Annotated in this window: 22 protein-coding genes; 17 read left to right on the top strand and 5 right to left on the bottom strand. The window is 69.1% G+C overall.

Annotated features, from left to right (window positions below; all coding sequences use genetic code 11):
* Nucleotides 1-158 precede the first annotated feature (158 nt).
* The 4 genes from ABT304_RS27765 to ABT304_RS27750 form a co-directional block, all read right to left on the bottom strand.
* Nucleotides 159-884 carry a TetR/AcrR family transcriptional regulator gene (locus ABT304_RS27765; RefSeq protein WP_160023192.1) on the bottom strand — a complete coding sequence of 242 codons (726 nt, stop codon included), beginning with the start codon at nt 882-884 and terminating at the stop codon, nt 159-161.
* Nucleotides 885-946: 62 nt separating this feature from the next.
* A complete protein-coding gene (locus ABT304_RS27760) occupies nt 947-2,410 on the bottom strand; it encodes a glycerophosphodiester phosphodiesterase (RefSeq protein WP_350720241.1) in 1,464 nt (487 codons plus the stop codon).
* Between the two features lie 56 nt (nt 2,411-2,466).
* Entirely contained in the window at nt 2,467-3,987 is a 1,521-nt protein-coding gene (locus tag ABT304_RS27755; RefSeq protein WP_350720239.1) for an ATP-dependent DNA ligase, read from the bottom strand.
* Nucleotides 3,988-4,111: 124 nt separating this feature from the next.
* Complete coding sequence (locus ABT304_RS27750; protein ID WP_350720237.1) at nt 4,112-4,687, bottom strand: TIGR03086 family metal-binding protein; 576 nt, start codon at nt 4,685-4,687, stop codon at nt 4,112-4,114.
* Nucleotides 4,688-4,739: 52 nt separating this feature from the next.
* Here ABT304_RS27750 and ABT304_RS27745 point away from each other — a divergent pair, with 52 nt between their 5' ends.
* Genes ABT304_RS27745 through ABT304_RS27735 form a run of 3 tightly spaced genes read left to right on the top strand, consistent with a single transcriptional unit; the run spans nt 4,740 to nt 7,471 of the window.
* Nucleotides 4,740-5,156, top strand: a complete 417-nt coding sequence (locus ABT304_RS27745; protein WP_350720235.1) for a MarR family winged helix-turn-helix transcriptional regulator — start codon at nt 4,740-4,742, stop codon at nt 5,154-5,156.
* Between the two features lie 24 nt (nt 5,157-5,180).
* A complete protein-coding gene (locus ABT304_RS27740) occupies nt 5,181-6,569 on the top strand; it encodes a serine hydrolase domain-containing protein (protein ID WP_350720233.1) in 1,389 nt (462 codons plus the stop codon).
* Nucleotides 6,566-7,471: a DNA-3-methyladenine glycosylase family protein gene (locus ABT304_RS27735; protein ID WP_350720231.1), complete on the top strand. Its 906-nt coding sequence runs from the start codon at nt 6,566-6,568 to the stop codon at nt 7,469-7,471. The genes ABT304_RS27740 and ABT304_RS27735 overlap by 4 nt, the downstream gene beginning before the upstream one ends.
* 92 nt (nt 7,472-7,563) lie before the next feature.
* Here the strand turns inward: ABT304_RS27735 and ABT304_RS27730 are convergent, their stop codons facing one another.
* Nucleotides 7,564-8,814 carry a phospholipase D-like domain-containing protein gene (locus tag ABT304_RS27730; protein ID WP_350720229.1) on the bottom strand — a complete coding sequence of 417 codons (1,251 nt, stop codon included), beginning with the start codon at nt 8,812-8,814 and terminating at the stop codon, nt 7,564-7,566.
* A 333-nt stretch (nt 8,815-9,147) separates the two neighbouring features.
* Here ABT304_RS27730 and ABT304_RS27725 point away from each other — a divergent pair, with 333 nt between their 5' ends.
* The 14 genes from ABT304_RS27725 (at nt 9,148) to ABT304_RS27660 (ending at nt 21,747) form a co-directional block, all read left to right on the top strand.
* Nucleotides 9,148-9,921, top strand: coding sequence for an MlaE family ABC transporter permease (locus tag ABT304_RS27725; RefSeq protein ID WP_091041520.1), 774 nt, complete (start codon nt 9,148-9,150; stop codon nt 9,919-9,921).
* Nucleotides 9,922-9,928: 7 nt separating this feature from the next.
* Entirely contained in the window at nt 9,929-10,771 is an 843-nt protein-coding gene (locus tag ABT304_RS27720; RefSeq protein WP_160023206.1) for an MlaE family ABC transporter permease, read from the top strand.
* Nucleotides 10,772-10,778: 7 nt separating this feature from the next.
* Nucleotides 10,779-11,921, top strand: a complete 1,143-nt coding sequence (locus ABT304_RS27715) for an MCE family protein (RefSeq protein ID WP_160023208.1) — start codon at nt 10,779-10,781, stop codon at nt 11,919-11,921.
* Entirely contained in the window at nt 11,918-13,018 is a 1,101-nt protein-coding gene (locus ABT304_RS27710; RefSeq protein WP_160023210.1) for an MCE family protein, read from the top strand. Before ABT304_RS27715 ends, ABT304_RS27710 begins: the two co-directional genes overlap by 4 nt.
* Nucleotides 13,018-14,007, top strand: a complete 990-nt coding sequence (locus tag ABT304_RS27705) for an MCE family protein (protein ID WP_350720226.1) — start codon at nt 13,018-13,020, stop codon at nt 14,005-14,007. Before ABT304_RS27710 ends, ABT304_RS27705 begins: the two co-directional genes overlap by 1 nt.
* A complete protein-coding gene (locus ABT304_RS27700) occupies nt 14,004-15,254 on the top strand; it encodes an MCE family protein (RefSeq protein WP_350720224.1) in 1,251 nt (416 codons plus the stop codon). Before ABT304_RS27705 ends, ABT304_RS27700 begins: the two co-directional genes overlap by 4 nt.
* A complete protein-coding gene (locus ABT304_RS27695; protein ID WP_350720222.1) occupies nt 15,251-16,600 on the top strand; it encodes an MCE family protein in 1,350 nt (449 codons plus the stop codon). The genes ABT304_RS27700 and ABT304_RS27695 overlap by 4 nt, the downstream gene beginning before the upstream one ends.
* Nucleotides 16,600-17,877, top strand: coding sequence for an MCE family protein (locus tag ABT304_RS27690; protein WP_350720220.1), 1,278 nt, complete (start codon nt 16,600-16,602; stop codon nt 17,875-17,877). The genes ABT304_RS27695 and ABT304_RS27690 overlap by 1 nt, the downstream gene beginning before the upstream one ends.
* Nucleotides 17,878-17,882: 5 nt before the next feature.
* Entirely contained in the window at nt 17,883-18,455 is a 573-nt protein-coding gene (locus ABT304_RS27685; protein ID WP_350720218.1) for an Rv1363c family protein, read from the top strand.
* Nucleotides 18,455-19,318 carry a hypothetical protein gene (locus ABT304_RS27680; protein WP_350720216.1) on the top strand — a complete coding sequence of 288 codons (864 nt, stop codon included), beginning with the start codon at nt 18,455-18,457 and terminating at the stop codon, nt 19,316-19,318. Before ABT304_RS27685 ends, ABT304_RS27680 begins: the two co-directional genes overlap by 1 nt.
* An 83-nt stretch (nt 19,319-19,401) precedes the next feature.
* A complete protein-coding gene (locus ABT304_RS27675) occupies nt 19,402-19,878 on the top strand; it encodes a pyridoxamine 5'-phosphate oxidase family protein (RefSeq protein ID WP_350720214.1) in 477 nt (158 codons plus the stop codon).
* Nucleotides 19,879-19,909: 31 nt separating this feature from the next.
* Nucleotides 19,910-20,104, top strand: coding sequence for a ferredoxin (locus ABT304_RS27670; protein WP_179657980.1), 195 nt, complete (start codon nt 19,910-19,912; stop codon nt 20,102-20,104).
* A 6-nt stretch (nt 20,105-20,110) separates the two neighbouring features.
* Nucleotides 20,111-20,989 (top strand): SDR family NAD(P)-dependent oxidoreductase, encoded by an 879-nt coding sequence (locus ABT304_RS27665; protein WP_350720212.1) that lies wholly within the window; start codon nt 20,111-20,113, stop codon nt 20,987-20,989.
* On the top strand, nt 20,989-21,747 hold the full coding sequence (locus ABT304_RS27660; protein ID WP_350720210.1) for a glucose 1-dehydrogenase: 759 nt from the start codon (nt 20,989-20,991) through the stop codon (nt 21,745-21,747). Before ABT304_RS27665 ends, ABT304_RS27660 begins: the two co-directional genes overlap by 1 nt.
* The last annotated feature ends 57 nt before the right edge of the window (nt 21,748-21,804 follow it).

Raw genomic sequence — 21,804 nt, 5'->3', positions numbered from 1 at the left:
CCGCCGCCCCCCCGGCCCACCACCCCATCATTAACAACAACCCCCCCCGCCCACACCCCCAACGCCCTTTTTCCCCCCCTAATCCAACCACCCCCGACGCATGTGACGTCTCGCGCGGCAGAACTGACGGCTCGGCCGACGTACGTGACGTCTCGGCGCTATTTGGCGGTGAGGGCCAGGGCGGAGGTGACGAGGAAGTCGCGGACCTGGTCGGGGGAGACGGAGCCGACGGTGGGTACGCCGGGGGCGGACTCCGAGACGAGGATGCCGACGCGGGCGAGCTGGAGGGCGCCGAGGCCGGAGGCGTAGAGGGTGTTGGCGAGCAGGTTGGCGTCCTTGACGTGGAGCTCGCCGGAGGCGGCACCGTCCTCGAAGACGGTGGTGAGGATGGTGAGGCAGCCGTTCATCGCCCGGCCCAGGCGGAACAGGGCGCTCTCGGAGAGCTCGTCGAGCAGGTCGGAGCCGCTGCGGCGCATCAGCGTCTGGGCGCAGTCGACGAAGGCGGGATGCTCGATCCCGTAGTCGACGAAGGTGCCGACGACGTCACGGACCACGTCGGTGGGTGCACTGTCACCCTCGGTCGCGGTGAGCATGCGCTCGCGGAGCTCGTCGAGGTAGCCGACCAGGGTCAGTGCGAAGATCTCGTCCTTGCCGGTGAAGTGCCGGTAGACGATAGCGCGGTTGATGCCGACCGCCTTGGCGATGTCCTCGATCTGGGCGTCGCTCACTCCGCGCTCGTCGAAGAGCTTGCGGGTCGCGGCGACGATGTCCGCCTCGCGGGCACGGCGTCGGGCGGCGGCGGCCGAGCGGCGTCCGTCGGGCTCGGTGCCGCGGGCCGAAGCGGAGCCCGAGGGGGAGTGGGAACTGGTTGATCGGCTGCTCACATGCACACTGTACGCGGTGTGCAACTCGGAGTTGCACTGTCAGTGTCAGTCCTCACATCCGCCTAGTGGAGCAGTGCGCGCCGAGCGCCCGCGACGTCATCGGTGGTGACGTAGTCGACCCCCGCGACCGCGGCGCGGAGCACGGACGCGGTGTTGACCGCCGGCCAGGTCCCGACCTTGGCGCCCTGGTCGCGGTAGCGCTCCACGAGGGCGGCGTCGAGCAGCCGGGTGTGAAGGTGCACCTGGGTGAACTCGTCACCGTGGAGGTCCGCGGGATCGGGCTCGTCCTTGACGGCGACCGTCTCCATCCCGGTCCGCTCGAAGCCCGGGAAGTCGAAGTGGCTCGCGTCGAAGCTCATGAAGATCGCCTTGTCGCCGTGCCCCTTTCTGGAGACCCAGTCCGGACGCAGCGAGACGACCTTGCGGTAGAGCACGCGCATCTCGGCGGCACTCTCGCCCTTGAGCTCGACCACGAGCCGCACGCGGTGGCCGTAGAGCCGCTCGGCCACGTCGATGGCGTCGAAGGTCTCCTCGATGGTCGGCACCCGGACTCCGCGGAACTGCGGCCCCATCCACGAGCCGGCATCGAGCGACTGCACCTCGGCGAGGGTGAACTCCCGAGGGCTGGCCCGCCGGCGCTCGGGGAAGCGGTCCTCGACATCGGTCGTACGCCTGAAGTCGCCGTCGTGCAGCAGCACCCACTCGCCGTCGGCCGTCGGCTGGAAGTCCATCTCGATGAAGTCGGCCCGCTGCCGCACGGCGCTGCGGAACGCGTCGAGGGTGTTCTCCGGATGGTTGAGCGAGTCGCCGCGCCAAGCCATCACCCCGACCGGCCTGCTCCCGAGGGCGTAGACGGCGGCCGAGGACCCCACGAACGCCGGCGCACCGTGATGCGCCCTGGCGACCGTCCGGAACCGCGTCTTCGCCACCTCCCGGGTCCTGAAGACGTACGTCGCATGGCCGGTCGGGCCGGTGGTGAGGTTGGTGACGTTCGTCCAGCCGTTGCCGCTGTCGCGCTGGAGCGTGAGCACTCGGCCGGGGCGGGCCGGGGCGGCGAACAGGGTGAGCCGCACTGCGCTCCCGGCGCGCACCGACCTCGCCATGCTGGTGGTGACGGCCTGCGGCTGCCCGAAGAGCGTACGCGGCGCCGTGGCCAGCTCCGCCCACTTCCGCCCCTCCCGCTCGACGCCGGGGGCGAGGACCCGCCAGCGCATACGCCACGAGGACTGGCTCACGACGAAGGAGTAGTGGCCGGTCTGGTCGGTGATCTGCTTCTGTACGGGTTGCCAGTCGCCGTCGTGGTATCGCTCCAGCCGGACCACCCGGCTCACGCCTGGCTCGAGCGAGCCGCTCAGCGTGAACGACTCACCCAGGATCGGCCGGGAGACGCTCGCGTTCGGCGCGGCGATCGACTGGTCGGCGGAGGTGCCGGTGGCGGCGGGGGCCGGGTTGACGGCGGCGGGCCCCAGGATCATCGTCAGCGTCGCGAGAAACGCAACGAGGCGGGCATAGGCGTGTGGGGGCACGCGCAGTGAGGTTAAAGGATCGGTCGGGGCCACCTGCACCCGGTATCCCGATCAGGTCACTGAAGATACATTCTGACGGTATCAATCGTGTCCGCCTCCGCCGGCGTCTTGTCCTCGCGGTAGCGCACCACCCGGGCGAACCGCAGCGCGACGCCGCCCGGATAGCGCGTCGAGCGCTGCACCCCGTCGAAGGCGATCTCGACCACCTGCTCGGGGCGGACCTTCACCTGCCAGTCGTCGGTGCCGCCGATGGCGAGCTCGGTGAACCGCTCGGTCTGCCAGGCCAGCATCTGGTCGGTCATGCCCTTGAACGTCTTGCCGATCATCACGAACTCGCCGTCGGCGCCCCTGGCCCCGAGATGGATGTTGGAGAGCCAGCCCTTGCGGCGTCCCGAGCCCCACTCGATGCCGATGACGACCAGATCGAGGGTGTGGACCGGTTTGACCTTGATCCAGCCCGAGCCACGCCGTCCCGCCTCCCAGGGCAGCCCGACCCCCTTGACGACGACGCCCTCGTGTCCGGCGGCGAGCACATCGGTGGCGAACCGCTCCGCCTCCTCGGTGTCCACGGTGACCAGCCGCGGCGCCCGATGCCGCTCGGGGACGACCCGGTCGAGCTCGGTGAGGCGCTGGTCGAGCGCCAGGTCGATGAGGTCGCGGCCGTCGACGTGGAGGATGTCGAAGAAGTACGGCACGACGACCGTGTCCGCCGCCGACCGGGTCGCGGTGCGCGAGGCGGTCTCCTGGAACGGCCGTGGCCGGCCGTCCGGGCCGAGCGTCATGGCCTCGCCGTCCAGCACCAGTGTGTCGGCAGGGAAGGAGGCGACGATCTCGGCCACCTCGGGCAATCGTGCGGTGATGTCCTCCAGGGTGCGGGTCGCGATGCGTACCTCCGAACCCGACTTGTGGGCCTGGATCCTGATGCCATCGAGCTTGGTGTCGACCACGACCGCCTCGCCGAGCTTGGCCATGGCCTCCTCGACCGAGCCGGCCGACGAGGCGAGCATCGGCAGCGCGGGCCGACCCACGACCAGGCCGACCTCGGCGAGCGCCTCCTCGCCGTCGAAGGCGAGGCCGGCGACCACCACGGTCGAGCCGGCCAGCATCGCGGCTCGGCGTACGGCGGGCAACGGCACCTCGGCGGCCGCCGCGATCGCCTCCTGCACGAGCGAGCCCAGCGCCCCCTGGCGTACCTCTCCGGTGATGACGCCTCGCAACCACACCTGTTCCGCCGCGGTCGCCGCGCCGAAGAGTGTCTCGGCCTCGGCAGCCCGGGCGACCTGCGAGCCCGAGCCCGCCAGCAGCGACATCCTCTCGAACGCCTCGTGCACGTCGCCGACCGCGAGGGTCGCCTCGGCCGCAGGGGAGGGGAGCGTGGTGAGCGAGCGCCACCCCAGCCCCGTACGCCGCTGCAGCAGCGTGCCGGCGAGGTAGGCGGTCACCACCGGCAGCTCGTTGCGCGTGGCCGCGCCGAGGCATTCCGCCAGCGCGGCGACCTTCGCCTTCCGTGACCGGGTCGCGGCGACGGCGTTCGAGGTGGAGACGATGTCGGCGAGCAGCATGTCTCCAGTGAACATCACGCCACCGACATCCGAGCCTTGCCCGGCGCTTGCGCCGGGCAAACGGGAGGAGGTCGAGCGAGCGCAGCGGGTGAGCCCGCGAACCCGCGAAGCGGGTCGAGACCCACGTCGCGCGACGCGTTCACCTGGCCCCCGGATCGCGCCCGAGGAGGCGCAGCGCGTCGCCCCAAGGCTCCGTGCCGCTCTCGGCGAGCGGCGCGGCGAACACCGGCGTCCCGCCCGGGCTCGCGGCGATCTGCCGGGCCAGGTCGAGGACGAAGGTGACCGTGGCCTCCGCCGGGCGGTAGGTCTGCCCAAGCGCCGTGGCGACGTCCCAGGCGTGCACGGCGGCGTCGAGGAGCTGCATCCCCAGCGCGACGGTGACGGCCGGGCGGAAGCCGAACTCGGCGAGGTGCACGGTCGCCTCCGGGTCGGCGGCACCGAACGCGTCCCGCACCCGGGTGGCTGAGTCCTGCCACCTCCGGGCGACGTCGTCGCCGGTGACCGCCACGGACTCGTACGCAGCCACCGGCGCGTCGCCGTCAGCGACCGCGGCGGCGAAGCCGAGGTTCTGTCCGATCATGTGGCCGAAGAGGTCGGCGAGGTCCCAGCCCGCACACGGGGTGGGAACGGTCAGATCGCCGGCCGCAGTGGCGAGCGTGGTGGTGTCGTCGAGGGCGCGGCCGTAGGCGGCGAGCGTCTGTGAAAAAGTAAGCATTAGTAGATCGTAAGCACCAGTAGACGATATGTCGAGCGGTTAGGATTCTGCGGTGGATCGACCTGAGCTCGGCTTCCTGCTGTCCCGTCTGATGCGCGAGGTGATGGCCCGTGAGAAGCCGATCCTCGACGCCGCGGGGCTGGAGATGTGGGACTACGCCGTACTGAGCTCGCTGGCCGACTCCGACGCGCCCACCCAGGCGCAGCTCGCCGCCACGACCGGCCGCGACAAGACCCGCCTGATCGGCAACCTGGACCGTCTCGAGACCCAGGGCATGGTGCAGCGCGAGCCCGACCCGGCCGACCGCCGCAACCGGATCGTGTCCCTGACTCCGGCCGGCTCTCGGGTCCTCCGCAGCTGCCGCGACGCCATCGCGGCCATGGAGACCGAGCTGCTGGCCGATCTCGACCCGGCCGACCGGGTGGGGTTCGAGCGTGCCCTGACGGCTCTCGCCGACATCGGGCGCTGAGCCGCTCCGACCTATCCTCGCCCCATGTCGCTTGCCGTTGCCCGCTCCTGGATCGAGTCCGAGCTGCCCGCCCTGATGGCGCGTCGCCGCGTGCCGGCGGCGGCTGTCGGCGTTCTCCAGGACGGCCAGGTCATCGACCACGCCTACGGCATCCTCAACCTCGCGACCGGCGTGGAGGCGACCACCGACTCGCTGTTCCAGGTCGGCTCGATCACCAAGCTGTGGACCACCGACCTGGTGATGCGGCTCGTCGACGAGGGCCGGGTCGGCCTCGACGACGAGATCAGGCGCCACCTGCCGGGGTTCACGGTCGCCGACGAGGAGGCGGCCGCGACGATCACGATCCGCCAGCTGCTCTCCCATACGGCCGGCTTCGAGGGCGACATCTTCACCGACCACGGGCCGGGCGACGACGCGGTCGAGCGGTTCGTCGCGTCCATGGGCGACCTGCCGCAGATCTTCGCCCCGGGGGAGCGGTTCTCGTACTCCAACGCGGGCTTCGCCGTGCTCGGGCGCCTGGTGGAGGTGCTGCGCGGCACCACCTGGGACCGGGCGCTCCAGGAGCGTCTCGCCGCCCCGTTGGGTCTCAGCCACATCGCCACCACGGCCTACGACGCGATCAGGTTCCGTACGGCGATGGGCCACATCGACCCCGCTCCCGACCATGTCCTCCGACCGGGACCGACGTGGGGGATGGCCCGGGCCAGCGGCCCGGTCGGCGCGATGCTGTCGATGCGCGTACGCGATCTGCTCGGCTTCGCCGCCATGCATCTCGCCGGTGGGGCGGCTCCTGACGGCACCCGCGTCGTCTCGGCGGCCTCGTGCGCCGAGATGCTCACCCGACAGGTCGACCATCCCGCATCGACCCGTTCCGACGCGCGCGGTCTGGGCTGGTCCCTCGACGACCTCAGTCAGGGGATCGTCGGCCACGACGGCCAGACGATCGGGCAGTCGGCCTTCTTCAGGATGGTGCCCGAGCACGGGCTGGCGGTCGCGCTGCTCACCAACGGCGGCGACACCTACGGGCTCTACCACGACGTCGTCGGCCACCTCCTCGACGACCTCGCGGGCGTCCGGATCGCGCCCGACCCGGTGCCACCGTCCGAGCCGCCCGCCGGCTTCGACGCCGGCCGGCTCCTCGGCACCTACCGCGCCCGCATCGTCGACTGGACGCTGCACCAGAGCCCCGACGGCCGGCTGTGGGTCGAGGAGGTCCCCGGCCCTGACGGGGTCGCCATCGGCGACGAGCCGCAGACCTACGAGGTCCTTCCGTACGCCACCGACCAGGTCGTCACCGCCGACGCCCTCCACGGCGCACACCGCGTCTTCGGCTTCACCGGCCGCGACCCTGCCGGCCGGGCGACCCATCTGACCACCAGCCGGGTCTTCCCGCGGGCTAACCTCGGGGCATGAGTCAGCAGCGGACGGTCCGGCCGGGCTACGCCGTCGGCCTCGCCTCGATGCTGCGGCCGCTTCGTCGTGGGCTGGGCGACCCGACGTACAAGATCCTCGGCGAGGACCACTGGCGAGCCGTCCGTACGCCGCAGGGCCCCGCCACGCTGAGGCTGCGCCAGCGCGACGCCGAGGTGGAGTCCGAGGCGTGGGGTGAGGGCGCGGAGTGGGTGCTGGAGCACGTGCCCGGACTGCTCGGAGCGGGCGACCGCCCCGAGGAGTTCCACACCGACGACCCGCTGCTCGCGGGTCTGCTGGAGCGCTTCGAGACGCCGCGCTTCGGGCGTACGGGCCTGGTGATGGAGGCGCTGGTGCCCTCGATCATCGAGCAGAAGGTGACCAACAACGAGGCGTTCCGCGGCTTCGGCAACCTGGTCAGGCGCTTCGGTGAGGTCGCTCCCGGCCCAGGTGCCGACCACGGGCTGCGCCTGCAGCCGACTCCGGAGGCGCTGCGGACCATCCCGAGCTGGGACTGGCTGCGCCTGCCCGTCGATCCTGCTCGGTCCAAGGCCGTCCTCCAGGCCGCCCGGGTCGCGACGGCGGTCGAGCGCACCGTCGGCCTCCCGGGTGAGGAGGTCGAGCGCCGGCTCACCACCATCCCGGGCATCGGGGAGTGGACCGTCGCCGAGGTGCGGCAGCGGGCGCTCGGTGACCCCGACGCCGTCAGCTTCGGTGACTACCACCTCGCCAAGGACGTCGGCTGGGCGCTGACCAACCAGGCTTGGGACGACGACCGGCTACGCGACTATCTGGAGGCATTTCGGCCCCATCGTGCTCGTGTTGTCGCGCTGATCTATCGCGGGGCCGGCAAGCGGCCTCGGCGGGGGCCGAAGATGTCGCCGCGGACGCACTTGCCTGGCTGAGTTTTACTGCCGAGTCGGCGCATCCGCACCCTCTCGCTCGCTTCGCTTCGCGAGGCACGGGTGCAGATCCGCCGACTCGGCAGGCCCGCGGGTCAGAGCAGGGGGCGTAGAGGGGTGAGGACCAGCTCGGTGAACTTGCGGTGGATCTCGCGGGAGGCCCACTCGTCTCCGGTCAGCTCGATCGCGTTGGACTCGTCGCGGGAGAAGATCTCCTCCATCTGCTTGGCGACGTCTTGGTCGAAGATCTCCAGGTTGATCTCGTAGTTGCCGGTCAGCGAGAGCCGGTCGATGTTGGCGGTGCCGACGGTCGACCAGAAGCCGTCGACGGTGGCGGTCTTGGCGTGGATCATCGCGTCCCTGTACCGCAGGATCCGCACCCCCGAGCCGAGCAGCTGGGAGAAGTAGCCGCGCGAGATCCAGTCGACGACGATGTGGTTCGACTTCAGCGGCAGCAGGATGCGTACGTCGACCCCGCGCTGCGCGGCGGCCTTGAGCGCGTCCACGAAGTCCTCGTCGGGGACGAAGTAGGCGGTGGTCAGGTAGATGTTGCGGGAGGCCCGGTTGATCGCCTCCAGGTACATCGACCGGATCGGGAACATCCACAACCGGGGCACGTTGCGGTGGAACCGGAGATCGGGCTCCCACGACGGCGCGGTCTCGATGAGCAGCGGCCCCTCGGCACCGTTCGTGTGGGTCAGCGGGTGCGGCCGCCGCCGGTTGAGGTTCCAGAAGTCGGCGAACGCGCGCCGCAGGTCCCACACACCGGGGCCGGTGATGCGCACGTGCGTGTCGCGCCACTCGGTGGCGTACGCGGTCCCGATGTTGTAGCCACCGACGAACCCGACCGTGTCGTCGACCACCAGGATCTTGCGGTGGTCGCGACCGTAGCGGGAGAGATCGAAGAAGCGCCACCCCGCCGCGTAGGTGGGGTAGCGCAGGACGTGCATCCCCTCGGGGAAGCGCTTGAACCGGGAGGGCACCACGAGGTTGGCGAGCTCGTCGAAGATGCAGTAGACGTCGACGCCTCGCTCGGTCGCCGAGGCCAGCGCCTGTTTGAACCGCTGACCGACCTCGTCGCCCTTCCAGATGTACGTCTCGAGGAAGATCTGCTTCTTCGCGCCGTCGATGGCGGCGATCATGTCCTCGTAGAGGTCGTTGCCGAAGGTGTAGGTGGTGACCGTGCCGTCGCCGACGCTGTTGGTGATCGGTGGTGTCACCGGGAACGGCTTGCCCCTGAGGCCTCGTTTTCCTCGGCTGCGGTAGCCGTCGACGAGGCTCATCACGACGGCCAGCGCCACCGGCACGCCGAACACGGCGAGGAGCAGGCGGCGTAGGAACCTCATGACGCCCCCCGGCGACAGTTTCATCACAGTTCCCAATCTAACCGCCCCGGCGCGGCGAGACACACCGGTGCGGGCTTCTGGCCCCGCCCAGCGCCGCAGCGCGTGCGATCACGCTCATGACCAGCATGCGAGAGCCGGCCTTCTCCGGCCGCGGCGCGGGCATGGAGGATCCTGTGATCCGCGTCACCTACCGGCGGGTAAGTCGTTGGGCCGGAATACCTCCCACCCTGTTCCCGGGCATGTCGCGGCGGGTCGTTGCCCTCAGAACTGAAACATGTTCTACTACAGGCTTGAAACGTGAGCCGAGTCACAAGACCACCCGAAAGGTGCAGGATGGCAGTGCAGTTCGCCTCGCTGGTCCGAGGCGTCGGCGGGATGGGCCTGATGACCGGAGAGGTCGTCAAGGGGACGTTCACGACCAAGTTCCAGATGCGCGAGTTCCTCGAGCAGGCCTGGTTCATCACGAGCGTCACGCTGCTGCCCGCGGTGCTGGTCTCGATCCCGTTCGGGGCGGTCATCTCGCTGCAGGTCGGCAACCTTGCCGGCCAGCTCGGAGCACAGTCGTTCGCGGGGGCGACGGCGGTGCTCGCGGTGGTCAGGGAGGCGGCGCCGATGGCGGCCGCGCTGATCATCGCCGGGGCGGCCGGGTCGGCGATCTGCTCCGACATGGGGTCGCGCAAGATCCGTGAGGAGATCGACGCGATGGAGGTGCTGGGCATCGACCCGGTGATCCGGCTGGTGATCCCGCGGGTCCTCGCGTGCCTGTTCGTCTCGGTGATGATCAACGGGATCGTGATCGCGACCGGTATCGGTGGCGGCTACTTCTTCACCGTGATCGTCCAGGGCGGCTCGGCCGGCGCCTTCCTGTCGAGCTTCACCGCGCTGGCGAGCCTTCCCGACCTCTACATCTCGATGGTCAAGTCGGCCCTGTTCGGGTTCCTGGCGGCGATCATCGGCGCCTACAACGGCCTCAACGCCCAGGGTGGACCCAGCGGGGTCGGCCGAGCGGTCAACGAGGCCGTGATCATCGCGTTCATGATGCTGTTCGTCCTCAACTCCATCATGACCGCTGTCTACTTCCAGATCGTTCCTCAGGACGGGTTGTGATCCCCCGGTGACCAACACGCTCGCCCAGGTGGGCAACCAGATCGTCAAGGAGCAGCGCCAAGCCGTTGAGGGCTATGGCGACCAACTGCTCTTCTACGTCAAGGCCCTGGCCTGGGCTCCCCGCACCATCCGCCGCTACAAGCGGGAGGTCCTCAACATCCTGGCCGAGGTCGCCTTCGGGGCCGGCGGCCTGACGATGATCGCCGGCACGGTCGGCGTGATCGCGTTCATGGCCTTCTTCGCCGGCTCCGAGGTCGGCATCCAGGGCTACGCCAGCCTGAGCCAGATCGGTGTCGCGAAGTTCTCCGCGTTCATCTCGGCCTTCTTCAACACCCGCGAGGTCGCTCCGCTGATCTCCTCGATCGCGCTGGCCGCGACCGTCGGCTGCGGCTACACGGCGAGACTCGGCGCGATGCGGATCTCGGAGGAGATCGACGCGCTCGAGGCGATGGGGGTGCCGAGCCTTCCCTACCTGGTCACCACCCGCATGATCGCCGGGTTCCTGGCCGTCATCCCGCTCTACATCGTCGCCCTGTGCGCCTCCTACCTCAGCCCGCGGCTGATCACGACGCTGATGTACGGGCAGTCGGGTGGGACGTACGACCACTACTTCCTGGCGTTCCTGCCGCCGATCGACATCCTCTACAGCTTCCTGAAGCTGATCATCCTCGCGGTCGCGATCATCCTGATCCACTGCTACTACGGCTACACCGCCTCCGGCGGCCCGGCCGGGGTCGGCATCGCGGTCGGCAAGGCGATCCGTACGTCCATCGTCACCGTCGTCGTCGCGGACTTCTTCCTGAGCTTCGCGATCTGGGGCTCGACGACCACGGTCCGGATCACGGGGTGAGCGCCAGATGTTGATGGGCATCCAGCGCGACACCCGCGCCGAGCACACCAAGCTCTTCGTCTCCGGGATCGCCTTCACGGTGACTCTCGCCCTGCTGATCACGCTCTGCATCGCGATCTACCAGAAGGCGTTCGTGCAGTTCACCACCGTGAGCGTCGAGGCTGACCGGGCCGGCCTGCAGCTGCCTCGCTACGGCGACGTACGCATGCACGGCGTCATCGTCGGTCAGATCCGCGAGATCGACCAGGACGGCAAGAAGGCCGTCATCGAGCTCGGCCTGGAGCCGGAGCAGGCCGAGCAGATCCCCGCCAACGTCAGCGTCGCGATCAAGCCGACGACGCTGTTCGGGCAGAAGTACGTCGAGTTCATCGACCCCGAGGGGGAGCGGACCGGCGCCCTGAGCGACGGCACCGTCATCCCCGCCGACCGGGTCCGCACCAGCGTCGAGCTCGACGTGATCCTGGCCCGGCTCTTCCCGCTGCTGAAGTCGATCCGTCCCCAGGACCTCAACAGCACCCTGCACGCCCTCGCCACCGCGCTCTCCGGCAACGGGGAGAAGCTCGGCGAGACCTTGGTCCAGCTCAACGACTACCTCGAAGAGATGAACGTCCACCTCCCCACACTCGAACGCGATCTCGAGGACATGGCCGACGTCGCCGAGACCTACTCCATGGCCGCGCCCGACCTGGTCAAGGTCCTCGAGAACACCACGACCACCGCCAACACCGTCACCGAGCAGCGCGCCCGCCTCGGCGGCCTGCTGACCTCGGTGACCGGAGTCGCCGACACCTCCGAGAACCTGCTCGCCGCGAACGAGAAGGCGATCAGGTACGAGACCGAGCTGGCCGTCCCGCTGCTCAAGCTGCTCTCCGACTACTCGCCGGAGTACACCTGCCTGCTGCGGGGCCTCGACGACTACACCGAGCTCCTGGCGACCGTCTTCCAGCAGAACCGCGTGCGCCAGACGATGGTCCTCGACGGCACCCAGAAGCCGGCGTACGGCCGCGACGACCGCCCCGAATGGGGTGAGATCGGCCACGGACCGTGGTGCGACGGCCTGCCGAACCCGAAGGTGCCGGCCGGCCCGAAGGAGCTGGAGAACGGCACCGAGGACGTCCCGTGGGCACCGGGGAACGGGGGTCTGCAGTGAACAAGCGCGATCTGAAGACCGCGGTGGCCGGGACCAAGCTGGTCATCTTCACCGTCCTCTCTATCCTCGTCACCGGCACCCTGGCCTCGATCATGGGCAACGTCGGCTTCGGCGACCGGGTGCCCTACCGTGCCGAGTTCACCACCGCCTCGGGCCTGAGCGAGGGGGACGACGTACGCGTCGCCGGCATCACCGTGGGGGAGGTGCTCGCCGTCGAGATCGAGGACGGCGACCACGCGATGGTCACCTTCCGGGTCGACAAGACGGTGCCGCTCACGACCGCCAGCGGTGCCCAGGTGCGCTACCTGAACCTGGTCGGCGACCGCTACCTGGCGCTGACCCAGGACGCCGGGCAGCAGGAGCCGGGATCGGAGAGCACCCCGCTGCGGCAGGGCCAGGCCATCGCGATGGCCAACACCACTCCGGCGCTCGACCTGACCGAGCTCTTCAACGGCTTCCAGCCGCTCTTCCAGGCGCTGCAGCCCAAGGACGTCAACAAGCTCTCGCTCAACCTGATCCGGGTGCTGCAGGGGGAGGGCGGCACCGTCGCCAGCCTCCTCTCGGAGACGGCCGAGCTGACCAGTGCGCTCGCCGAGCGCGACCAGCTGATCGGAGACGTGATCACCAACCTCTCCAAGACCCTCAACACCGTCAACGAGCACCACACCGAGCTGGCCGAGCTCATCCAGCAGCTCAGCGGCTGGATGAAGGACCTGGCGCGCGACAAGGAGGCGATCGGCGACTCGATCTCCTCGATCGGCGACCTGACCGACGAGCTGGCCGGGCTGCTCACCGACGTACGCCCGTTCCTCAAGGAGGACATCAAGCAGCTCAAGCGGGTGGTGGACATCCTCAACAAGCCGGGCAACCAGAAGCTGCTCGACCGGACGCTCGAGCGGCTCCCGGAGACCCTCGAGTCGCAGGCGCGGATCGGCAGCTACGGCTCCTGGTACAACTACTACCTCTGCGACCTCGACTTCTCGATCAAGCTGCCCTCGCTCGGCGAGCTGCTCGACAACTCGCCCGCCGTCAAGGCCATCCAGAAGCAGCTCGACAACGTCGCCTTCTACAGCCGGGCCGAGAGGTGCAAGCTCTGATGGCACACCACAGCGATACGCAGCTCAAGCGCACCGGCGTGATCACGATCGTGGCGATCGCGCTGGCGCTGACCGCGGCGTTCAACCTGCGCAAGCTCCCGTGGTTCGCCGGCACCACCTACCAGGCCGAGTTCTCCGACACCAGCGGTCTGCACGTGGGCAACCGGGTGGAGATCGCCGGCATCAGGGTCGGCCGGGTCAGCGACATCGAGATCGAGGGCGCCAAGGTGGTCGTCTCGTTCTCGGTCGAGGGCACCGAGATCGGTCATCGCAGCGAGGCGAAGATCGGCGTGCTCAACCTGCTGGGGGAGAAGTACCTCGACATCACCCCGCAGGGCGGCCGCACGCTCGAAGCCGGCTCGAAGATCCCGTTGGCCCGCACCAGTGCCGGCAGCGACATCGTCGGCACGTTCGGCGATCTCGCCGAGACGACCGAGGCGATCGACACCCAGCAGCTGGCCAAGGCGCTGACCACGATGTCGGGCACGCTTGACAAGGCCGGCCCCGAGGTACAGGGCGCCTTCCAGGGCATCGCCGCGCTCTCCCAGACGATCGCCGCCCGCGGCGACGAGCTGGAGTCGCTGCTCGAGGACGCCGAGAAGGTCGTCCAGCTCGTGAACCAGCGCAAGCACGACATCATCAGCGTGATGGAGAACGGCGACCAGGTCTTCGCCGAGCTCATCCAGCGCCGCCAGGCGATCCACCAGCTGCTGGTCAACGCCACCGCCCTGGCCGAGCAGCTGCAGGCCCTGGTGAAGGAGAACCAGAAGCAGATCGGGCCCGCGCTGGACGCGCTCAACCAGGCGCTGAAGTTCCTCAACGACCGCGACGAGGACCTGACCAAGACCATCCAGAACTACGGGCCGTACGCGTCGATCCTGATCAACATCATCGGCACCGGCCCCTGGTTCGACGCCTACCTCGCGAACCTGACCGGCATCGTGAGCGGCGAGTTCGTGCCCGGACGACGACCAGGGATCGTGCAATGACAAAGAACTTCTGGGGCCGAAAGTGGGCCGCGTTGCCCATCGCGCTGGTGGTGATGTGCGGGCTGTTGCTCGTCTCCGAGGTCGCCGCCCCCGACACTAAGCTGGTGACCGTCAGCTTCCCGCAGGCGGTGAGCATCTACGAGGGCTCCGATGTGGTCATCATGGGCGTCAAGGTCGGCAAGGTCGCCTCGCTCGAGCCGAAGGGCGACCACGTGGACGCGGTGATCGAGTACGAGAGCGACTACAAGCTCCCGAAGGACGTCAAGGCAGCGATCGTCACCCCGACGCTGGTCGCCGACCGGTTCGTGCAGCTGACCCCGGCCTACACCGGCGGTCCGGCCTTGGCCGACGGCGGGGAGATCCCGATCGAGCGTACGGCGGTCCCGGTCGAGCTCGACCGCATCTACGCCAGCCTCTCCGAGCTCACCACCGCGCTGGGACCCAACGGCGCCAACAAGAACGGGGCACTGAGCGACGTCCTGCGCGAGGGCGCCGACGCCCTGGAGGGCAACGGCAAGATCGGCAACCAGGCGATCGCCGACATGTCCGAGGCGGCCCAGGTGCTCGGCGGCAACTCCGAGCAGCTCTTCAGCACCCTCTCCCAGCTCTCCGAGGTCACCCGGACGCTGGCTCGCAACGACGAGACCACCGAGAAGTTCCTGACCGACCTCGGGACCGTCTCCACCCAGCTGGCCGGTGAGAGCGACGAGCTCGACCAGGCGCTCGCCGCGATCGCGCAGGCGGTCAAGGTGACGAAGTCCTTCGTCGAGAACAACCGCGACGCCCTGGTCGGTGACGTCAAGGAGCTCAACAAGACGCTCAACATCCTGGCCAAGGAGAAGGAGACGCTCGGCACCGTGATCGACCTGGCGCCGCTCGGTATCGGCAACCTGGCCGAGTCCTTCGACCCGGCGTCGGGATCGGTCGGCTTCCGGCTGCAGGTCGGGCCGATCGGGTCGGATCTGTCCAACATCCTCTGCATGGTCGTGGAGAACGACAAGATCCCCGGAGCCAAGGAGATCTGTGCACTGTTCAAGGCGCTGCTGCCGACCGGGTCGACCGCGCCGGCGGGCAAGGCGCTCACCGAGGCCAGCGCCCCCACCGACCGCGACACCGCCACCGGGCTGCCGCTCGACACCGGCACCCCGGCCAAGCAGCCGGAGGTGGAGCCCGAGGTGGTCACCCAGGGCGGTATCACCGAGCTCAGCGGCTCCCTCCAGGACCTGATGTCGGGAGGCAAGAGATGAGAACGCGTGTCTTCCTGGCGATGGCCGGCCTCGTCGCGATGGCGAGCGGGTGCGGCGTACAGGCCTACGACCTGCCGCTTCCCGGCAAGGAGGTCGGCGAGGGCGACGGCTATGTCGTCACCGCGGAGTTCAACGACGTCGTCGACGTGGTGCCGCGCACCAAGGTGATGGCCAACGACGTTCCGATCGGCCAGGTCGACAAGGTCGAGCGGGAGGGCTGGCACGCGAAGGTCACCATGACCCTCCGCAAGAACATCGAGCTCCCTGCCGACGCGCTGGCCAACGTACGCCAGACCAGCCTGCTCGGGGAGAAGTACATCGCTCTGGTGGCGCCCGAGGGGTCCACCGTCGCCAGCGCCGGCAGGCTGGGCGACGGCGCGACCATCGGGCTCGACCGCACCAACCGCAACCCCGAGGTCGAAGAGGTCCTCGGCGCGCTCTCCTTCCTGCTGGCGGGTGGCGGAGTCGGGCAGCTCAAGACCATCAGCGACGAGCTCAACACCATGATGGACGGGCGCACCGGCGACATGCGGGCGCTGCTGGGAAACCTGGAGACCACGGTCGCCTCGCTCAACCAGCAGAAGGGCTCGATCATCAGGGCGATGGAGCAGGTCGACCGGCTGACCCGCACCCTCAACAAGGAGTCCGAGAAGATCGAGGCGGCCATCGACTCCTTCGGCCCGGCGCTCGAGGTGCTCCGCCAGCAGCACGCCGACCTGCTGAAGATGATGAAGGCGCTCGACCGGCTCGGGGTCGTCGCGACGCGGGTGATCAACCAGAGCGGCGCCAACCTGACCACGGCGCTCGACGAGCTCGCTCCGACGCTGCGCGAGCTCGCCGACGCCGGTGACTCGCTGCCGCGCGGCCTGATGATGGCGGCCAGCTTCCCGTTCCCGGAGAACGCCTCCGGGCTGGCGATGGGTGACTACTCCAACGCGCTGTTCCACATGGATCTCGACCTCGGCAAGCTGGTCGGCAGCCTCACCAACGGCGAGTCGAGCGGCCTGCCGCAGGTGTTCCAGATCTGCCTGTCCTACTCCAAGGGGTGCGCGGCGATCCAGCCGCTGGCCAAGTCTCTGTGCGACCTGACCAACCTGCAGATGGTCTGCTCGGTCGTCGGCAAGGAGGACACCCCGCTGAAGCCAGGAGAGAAGGCGCCGAAGCTGCCCGACATCTCCGATCTGCTCCCCAAGAGCGAGACCTCGACCAAGACGCCGGGGCTCAATGACCTGGTGCCGGAGATCGCTGAGGGCCTCTCGAGCCCGACCGAGACCGAGTCGCCCACGGCGGAGCCGACCACCGGAGGCCTGCTCGGCCTCCTCGGACTGCTGGGAGGCGGTAGCTGATGACACGGAGCGTCCGCAACAAGCTGGTCATCTTCCTCATCCTCGCCGCGGTCGGGATCTTCTACGTCTCGGCCGCCTACCTCGGCGTCGTCGACCGGGTCCTGGGCCGTCACGTGGACGTCTCGGTCGACCTGCCGGCCTCGGGTGGCCTCTACGAGGGCAGCGAGGTCAACTACCGCGGCGTCAGCATCGGCCGGGTCGCCTCGATGACCGTCACCGACGAGGGCGTACGCGCCGAGCTCGAGCTCGACCCCGGCACCGAGGTGCCGCGGGACGCCGAGGTGGAGGTCCACAATCTGTCGGCGGTGGGGGAGCAGTACATCAACTTCATCCCCGACTCCGCCACCGGGCCCTACCTCGCCGAGGGCGACGTCGTGACCGCCGGACCGGAGTCGATGCCCGGCACCACCGACGAGCTGCTCACCGAGCTGAACAGCTTCACCACCTCGATCAACGGCCAGGACCTGAGCACCGTCGTCGCCGAGCTCGGCACGCTGTTCCGCGGCAACGCCGAGAACCTGCGTACGCTGCTCGACTCGGGCTCGACCCTGGTCGACCAGGCCTCCGCCCACCAGAAGGAGACCGTGCGGCTGCTCAACACCAGCCAGACCGTGCTCCAGACGCAGAAGGAGCACAGCGGCGACATCCGCGAGTTCGCCGACGGACTCGAGGAGGTCACCGCGACGCTGGACAAGCGCGACCCGGAGCTGCGCGAGATCCTGCAGGGCGGCGAGGCGACCGCGGTCCAGGTGCAGTCGCTGCTCGACGGTCTGCAGCCGCTCCTGCCGGTCTTCCTGGCCAACCTCAGCACCGTCAACGAGGTGCTCACCGCCCGGCTGCCCGCGATCGAGCAGACCCTGGTGACGTTCCCGCGCGTCGTGGCGACAGGGTGGACCGGCTCGCCAGGCGACGGCTACGGTCACCTGTCGATGGGCTTCGTTTACACCACACCGCCGTGCCAGGAGGGCTACAAGCCCGCCGACCAGTGGATCCCCGGCACCGTGATGGAGGACCAGCCGCTCTATCCGGCCAAGTGCACCGACGAGCGTGCCCAGCCCGGCTACCAGGGTGACAACCCGATCATGCAGCGCGGTGTCAACATGGTCCCCAAGCCCGAGGGCGTGGGGAAGTACGTCACGACCTACGACCCGAAGACCGGGCGCACCAAGCTCCCCGATGGAAAGACGGTCACGATGTCCACCCCGACCGATGACGGAGGCCTGGTCTCCGCCCTGGCCGACGATTCCTGGCGATCGATGATCCTGGGAGAGGAGTGAGCCAGATGCCATCCGACAACTCGCTCGACGTCAAGCTCTCCCTGGCCAGACTGGGGCGGCTCAACACCGTGCTCGCGGTGGTGGTCGTGATCCTGGTCGTGCTGGCGGCGGCCGTCTTCGTCGGCGGCGCCCGGGTGCTGCCCTGGACGACGCCCGCCGAGGCCGCGGCCGCCGACTACGACGAGGTGAAGGCGGTCGCCGAGGACGGCGTGATCGCCTTCCTCGACGTCGACTATCGCGACATGGACCCGCGGATCCAGGCCGTCAAGGAGATCTCCACCGGCACCTTCGGCAAGGAGTACACCGCCATCGCCGAGCAGATCCGGCAGGCCGCGATCCCCGCCCAGACCGTCTCCAAGGGCAAGGTCAAGCAGGTCGGCATCCGCGCGATCGGGTCGAAGAAGGCGGTCGTGCTGGTCGCCGTGGACTCGGTCGTCACCAGCAGCCAGACCGCTGAGCTGAAGAAGAGCGACACCTGCCCCTACGACGGTGCGCGGTGCTCGAAGTACCGCTTCAAGGTGTCGCTGGCCAAGACGAAGGACGGATGGCGCATGTCCGACCTGGCGGGAGTCAACTGATGACAGGCGTACGAGCGAACGGATCGGTCTCCACCGGCCAGAAGGAGTGCCCCTTCTGCGCGGAGACGATCAAGGCAGCCGCGATCAAGTGCCGTTACTGCGGCTCCGACCTGCTTCCTCCGGCCGACGACCAGGACCAGGACGTACGTGACCAGGTCGCTGCCCCGGAGGAGAGCGAGGCCGGCGCGGCCGAGTCCGAGGACGTCGAGACCGACCCAGCAGAGCCTCAAGCTGAAGTTGAGGGTGAGGGTGAGACCGAGGGGCGCGCCGGGTTCGCCGAGCGGTGGCTGGGTGACGGTAGCCGGGTGCTGACGGCCGTTCTCGGCGTACTCGTCCTGGTCGCGGGCGGCCTGCTGTGGCTGGCCGTCGACATGGCGTCGAAGGACGACGTGGCACCGAGCGGGGAGCTGACCGCGGCCGGGTCCCGGGCAGCGATCATGGAGCACTCGGTCGGACTGGCGCAGACGGTGATGTCCTACCAGGCCGCCAGCGCGGAGAAGGACATCGCGGCGGCGAAGAAGCTGATGACGCCGGCGATGCAGAAGGACTACGAGAAGTCGCTGCCCGGCGAGGACAAGCGCAAGGAGCAGGCCGACCTCGGCATCAAGGTCGACGCCGAGGTGGCGCCGCTCTCCGAGGAGGGTGCGAAGGCCGCCGAGGAGGGCAAGGCCTGCGTCGACGAGGACTGTGCCGCGTCCATCATCTCGGCCACCGAGGAGACCGCGCAGGTGCTGCTCTTCGTCAACCAGAGCGCGACCGCGCCGAAGACGAAGAACACCGTGGTCAGCCCGACCTGGGAGGTGCTGACGCTGGTCAAGGACGACGGCGGCTGGCTGATCTCCGAGATGAAGGCCGCCTCCTAGCTCGCGCCGTAGGGTCACTTCAAGGGGGACACCCGTCCCTGATATGGTAGAACGTGTTCTAGTTTGATGCTCTAGGAGGGCACATGGCCGGGTCCCGCCAGTCCGTACAGCTGACCGACGCCGAGATCGAGGAGTTCCTCGGCTCGCAGATGAAGGTGCAGGTCGCGACCGTCGGTCCCGACGGTGCTCCGCACCTGACCACGCTGTTCTACGTGCTCGACGAGGGCAAGATCGTCTTCTGGACCTACGGGTCCTCGCAGAAGGTCCGCAACCTGCGGCGTGACCCGCGGGTCACCTGCCTGGTCGAGGACGGCGTCGATTACTTCGAGTTGCGCGGGGTGAGCATCACCGGGAAGGCGCGGCTCGTCGAGGAGTACGACGAGATCAAGGGGATCGGGTTGCGGGTGATGACCCGGATGGCCGGTGGAGCCGATCTGGGTGAGCTCGGCGAGGACCTGGTCTCGAAGCAGGCGCACAAGCGCGTCGGCATCGTCATCGAGCCCGACAAGGTCGCAAGCTGGGACCATCGCAAGCTGGGCGCGCTGCCCGGTCAAGGCTGACTTCGATGATGACGAGTACAAGGAGGCGGACATGGCAAAGGTGATCGCGGACTTCGACCTGTGCGAGTCCAACGGGATGTGCGAGGCGTTCGCTCCCGACGTGTTCGAGATCGATGACGACGACTACCTGCAGATCGCGGACCCGACGGTGACCGACGAGAACCGCGACCGCGTCGAGCAGGCCGTGGCCGGCTGCCCGAAGGCAGCCCTGAGAATCGAGGAGTAGCCCCACGTGAGCGTTGACCTGACAGGCAAGATCGCGATCGTCACCGGTGCCGGAGCCGGCCTCGGGCGCGCCGAGGCGGTCGCCCTGGCCCGCGCCGGCGCCCGGGTGGTGCTCAACGACCTGCCCGGTGCCGCCGAGGAGGCGGCCGAGGAGATCCGCGGATTCGGCGGCGAGGCGGTGATCGCGCCCGGCGACGTGAGCGAGCGTGCCACCGCCGACGCGATGATGGCTGCTGCCGTCGACGGCCTCGGCGGGCTCGACATCGTGGTCAACAACGCGGGCATCACCCGCGACAAGATGCTCTTCAACATGTCCGACGAGGAGTTCGACCTCGTCGTACGCGTGCACCTCCGCGGCCACTTCCTGCTGACCCGCAACGCCTCGGCCCACTGGCGCTCGGTGGCGAAGTCGACGGGTGCACCGGTCGCCGCCGCAGTGGTGAACACCTCCTCGGAGGCGTTCCTGTCCGGGCCTCCGGGACAGGCCAACTACGGCGCCGCGAAGGCCGGGATCACCGCGCTGACGATGTCGACGGCCCGCTCGATGGGCCGTTCCGGCGTACGCGCCAACGCGATCTGCCCGCGGGCCGCGACCGCGATGACCGAGGGCGTGCTCTCGGGTGACTCCTACGGGCCCGAGCACGTGGCGCCGCTGGTCACCTACCTCGCATCGCCGGCCGCCGCCGCGATCACCGGGCAGGTCTTCGTCGTCTACGGCGGGATGATCGCCGTCCTCGCGCCGCCCACGGTGGCCGAGCGCTTCGACAACGCCGCCTGGGACCTGGACTCGCTCGACAAGCAGGTCGGCGGCTGGTTCGTCGACCGCGACCCCGCGGCCGGGTTCTCGGCCGACTCGATCATGCAGCTCAAGCTGAAGGAGCAGTGATGGCACGTCTCGAGGGCAAGACCGCGATCGTCACCGGTGGTGCGCAGGGGCAGGGAGCCGCCATCGCGCGTGCCTTCGTGTCCGAGGGCGCGAAGGTGGTGATCGCCGACGTGGCCGACGAGCCCGGCAAGCTGCTCGCCGACGAGCTCGGCGACGCCGCGCTGTTCGTGCACCACGACGTGAGCTCGGAGGAGTCCTGGACCGCGCTGGTGGCGCAGACCGCCGAGACGTACGGCCCGGTCGACGTCCTGGCCAACAATGCCGGCATCCTGCGCTTCGGTGAGATCCTGACCCAGCCCGTCGAGGAGTTCGAGCTGCTGTGGCGGGTCAACACCCTCGGCTGCTTCCTCGGGATGCGCTCGGTGATCTCGACGATGAAGGAGAACGGCGGCGGCTCGATCATCAACGCCTCCTCGATCGAGGGCCTGGCCGGGATGGCGTTCGTGGCCGGCTACACCTCCACCAAGTTCGCCATCCGCGGCATGACCAAGGCCGCCGCCCTCGAGCTCGGTCCCAGCGGCATCCGGGTCAACTCCGTACATCCCGGCATGATCGACACCCCCATGACCCGCGGCGTCGGTGCCGACGATGCTGCCATGGAGTTCGGTGCCTCCAAGGTCGCCCTCAAGCGGGTCGGCCACCCCGAGGACATCGCCCCGCTGTACGTCTACCTCGCCTCCGACGAGTCCAGCTTCGTCACCGGTGCCGAGATCGCCATCGACGGCGGCGCCACCGCTACGCACGCCTACGGCGGCTGACGGGCCGGAGGTCGGCTGCCCCGGCATGGGTGAGTCGGCCACACGAGGGGCGCGTCT

This window comes from Nocardioides sp. NPDC000445, from assembly GCF_040300245.1.
In the GTDB taxonomy this organism is placed as follows: domain Bacteria; phylum Actinomycetota; class Actinomycetes; order Propionibacteriales; family Nocardioidaceae; genus Nocardioides.
The sequence above is the reverse complement of the archived record's forward strand: the minus strand, read 5'-3'. Positions and strand labels throughout refer to the sequence as shown.

Excerpts from the sequence above, each read along its gene's own strand:
- ABT304_RS27755 (WP_350720239.1), bottom strand. The coding sequence starts at position 3,987 with ATGTTCACTGGAGACATGCTGCTCGCCGACATCGTCTCCACCTCGAAC.
- ABT304_RS27750 (WP_350720237.1), bottom strand. The coding sequence starts at position 4,687 with ATGCTTACTTTTTCACAGACGCTCGCCGCCTACGGCCGCGCCCTCGAC.
- ABT304_RS27740 (WP_350720233.1), top strand. The coding sequence starts at position 5,181 with ATGTCGCTTGCCGTTGCCCGCTCCTGGATCGAGTCCGAGCTGCCCGCC.
- ABT304_RS27735 (WP_350720231.1), top strand. The coding sequence starts at position 6,566 with ATGAGTCAGCAGCGGACGGTCCGGCCGGGCTACGCCGTCGGCCTCGCC.
- ABT304_RS27730 (WP_350720229.1), bottom strand. The coding sequence starts at position 8,814 with ATGAGGTTCCTACGCCGCCTGCTCCTCGCCGTGTTCGGCGTGCCGGTG.
- ABT304_RS27725 (WP_091041520.1), top strand. The coding sequence starts at position 9,148 with ATGGCAGTGCAGTTCGCCTCGCTGGTCCGAGGCGTCGGCGGGATGGGC.
- ABT304_RS27715 (WP_160023208.1), top strand. The coding sequence starts at position 10,779 with ATGTTGATGGGCATCCAGCGCGACACCCGCGCCGAGCACACCAAGCTC.
- ABT304_RS27705 (WP_350720226.1), top strand. The coding sequence starts at position 13,018 with ATGGCACACCACAGCGATACGCAGCTCAAGCGCACCGGCGTGATCACG.
- ABT304_RS27700 (WP_350720224.1), top strand. The coding sequence starts at position 14,004 with ATGACAAAGAACTTCTGGGGCCGAAAGTGGGCCGCGTTGCCCATCGCG.
- ABT304_RS27695 (WP_350720222.1), top strand. The coding sequence starts at position 15,251 with ATGAGAACGCGTGTCTTCCTGGCGATGGCCGGCCTCGTCGCGATGGCG.
- ABT304_RS27690 (WP_350720220.1), top strand. The coding sequence starts at position 16,600 with ATGACACGGAGCGTCCGCAACAAGCTGGTCATCTTCCTCATCCTCGCC.
- ABT304_RS27685 (WP_350720218.1), top strand. The coding sequence starts at position 17,883 with ATGCCATCCGACAACTCGCTCGACGTCAAGCTCTCCCTGGCCAGACTG.
- ABT304_RS27680 (WP_350720216.1), top strand. The coding sequence starts at position 18,455 with ATGACAGGCGTACGAGCGAACGGATCGGTCTCCACCGGCCAGAAGGAG.
- ABT304_RS27675 (WP_350720214.1), top strand. The coding sequence starts at position 19,402 with ATGGCCGGGTCCCGCCAGTCCGTACAGCTGACCGACGCCGAGATCGAG.
- ABT304_RS27670 (WP_179657980.1), top strand. The coding sequence starts at position 19,910 with ATGGCAAAGGTGATCGCGGACTTCGACCTGTGCGAGTCCAACGGGATG.
- ABT304_RS27660 (WP_350720210.1), top strand. The coding sequence starts at position 20,989 with ATGGCACGTCTCGAGGGCAAGACCGCGATCGTCACCGGTGGTGCGCAG.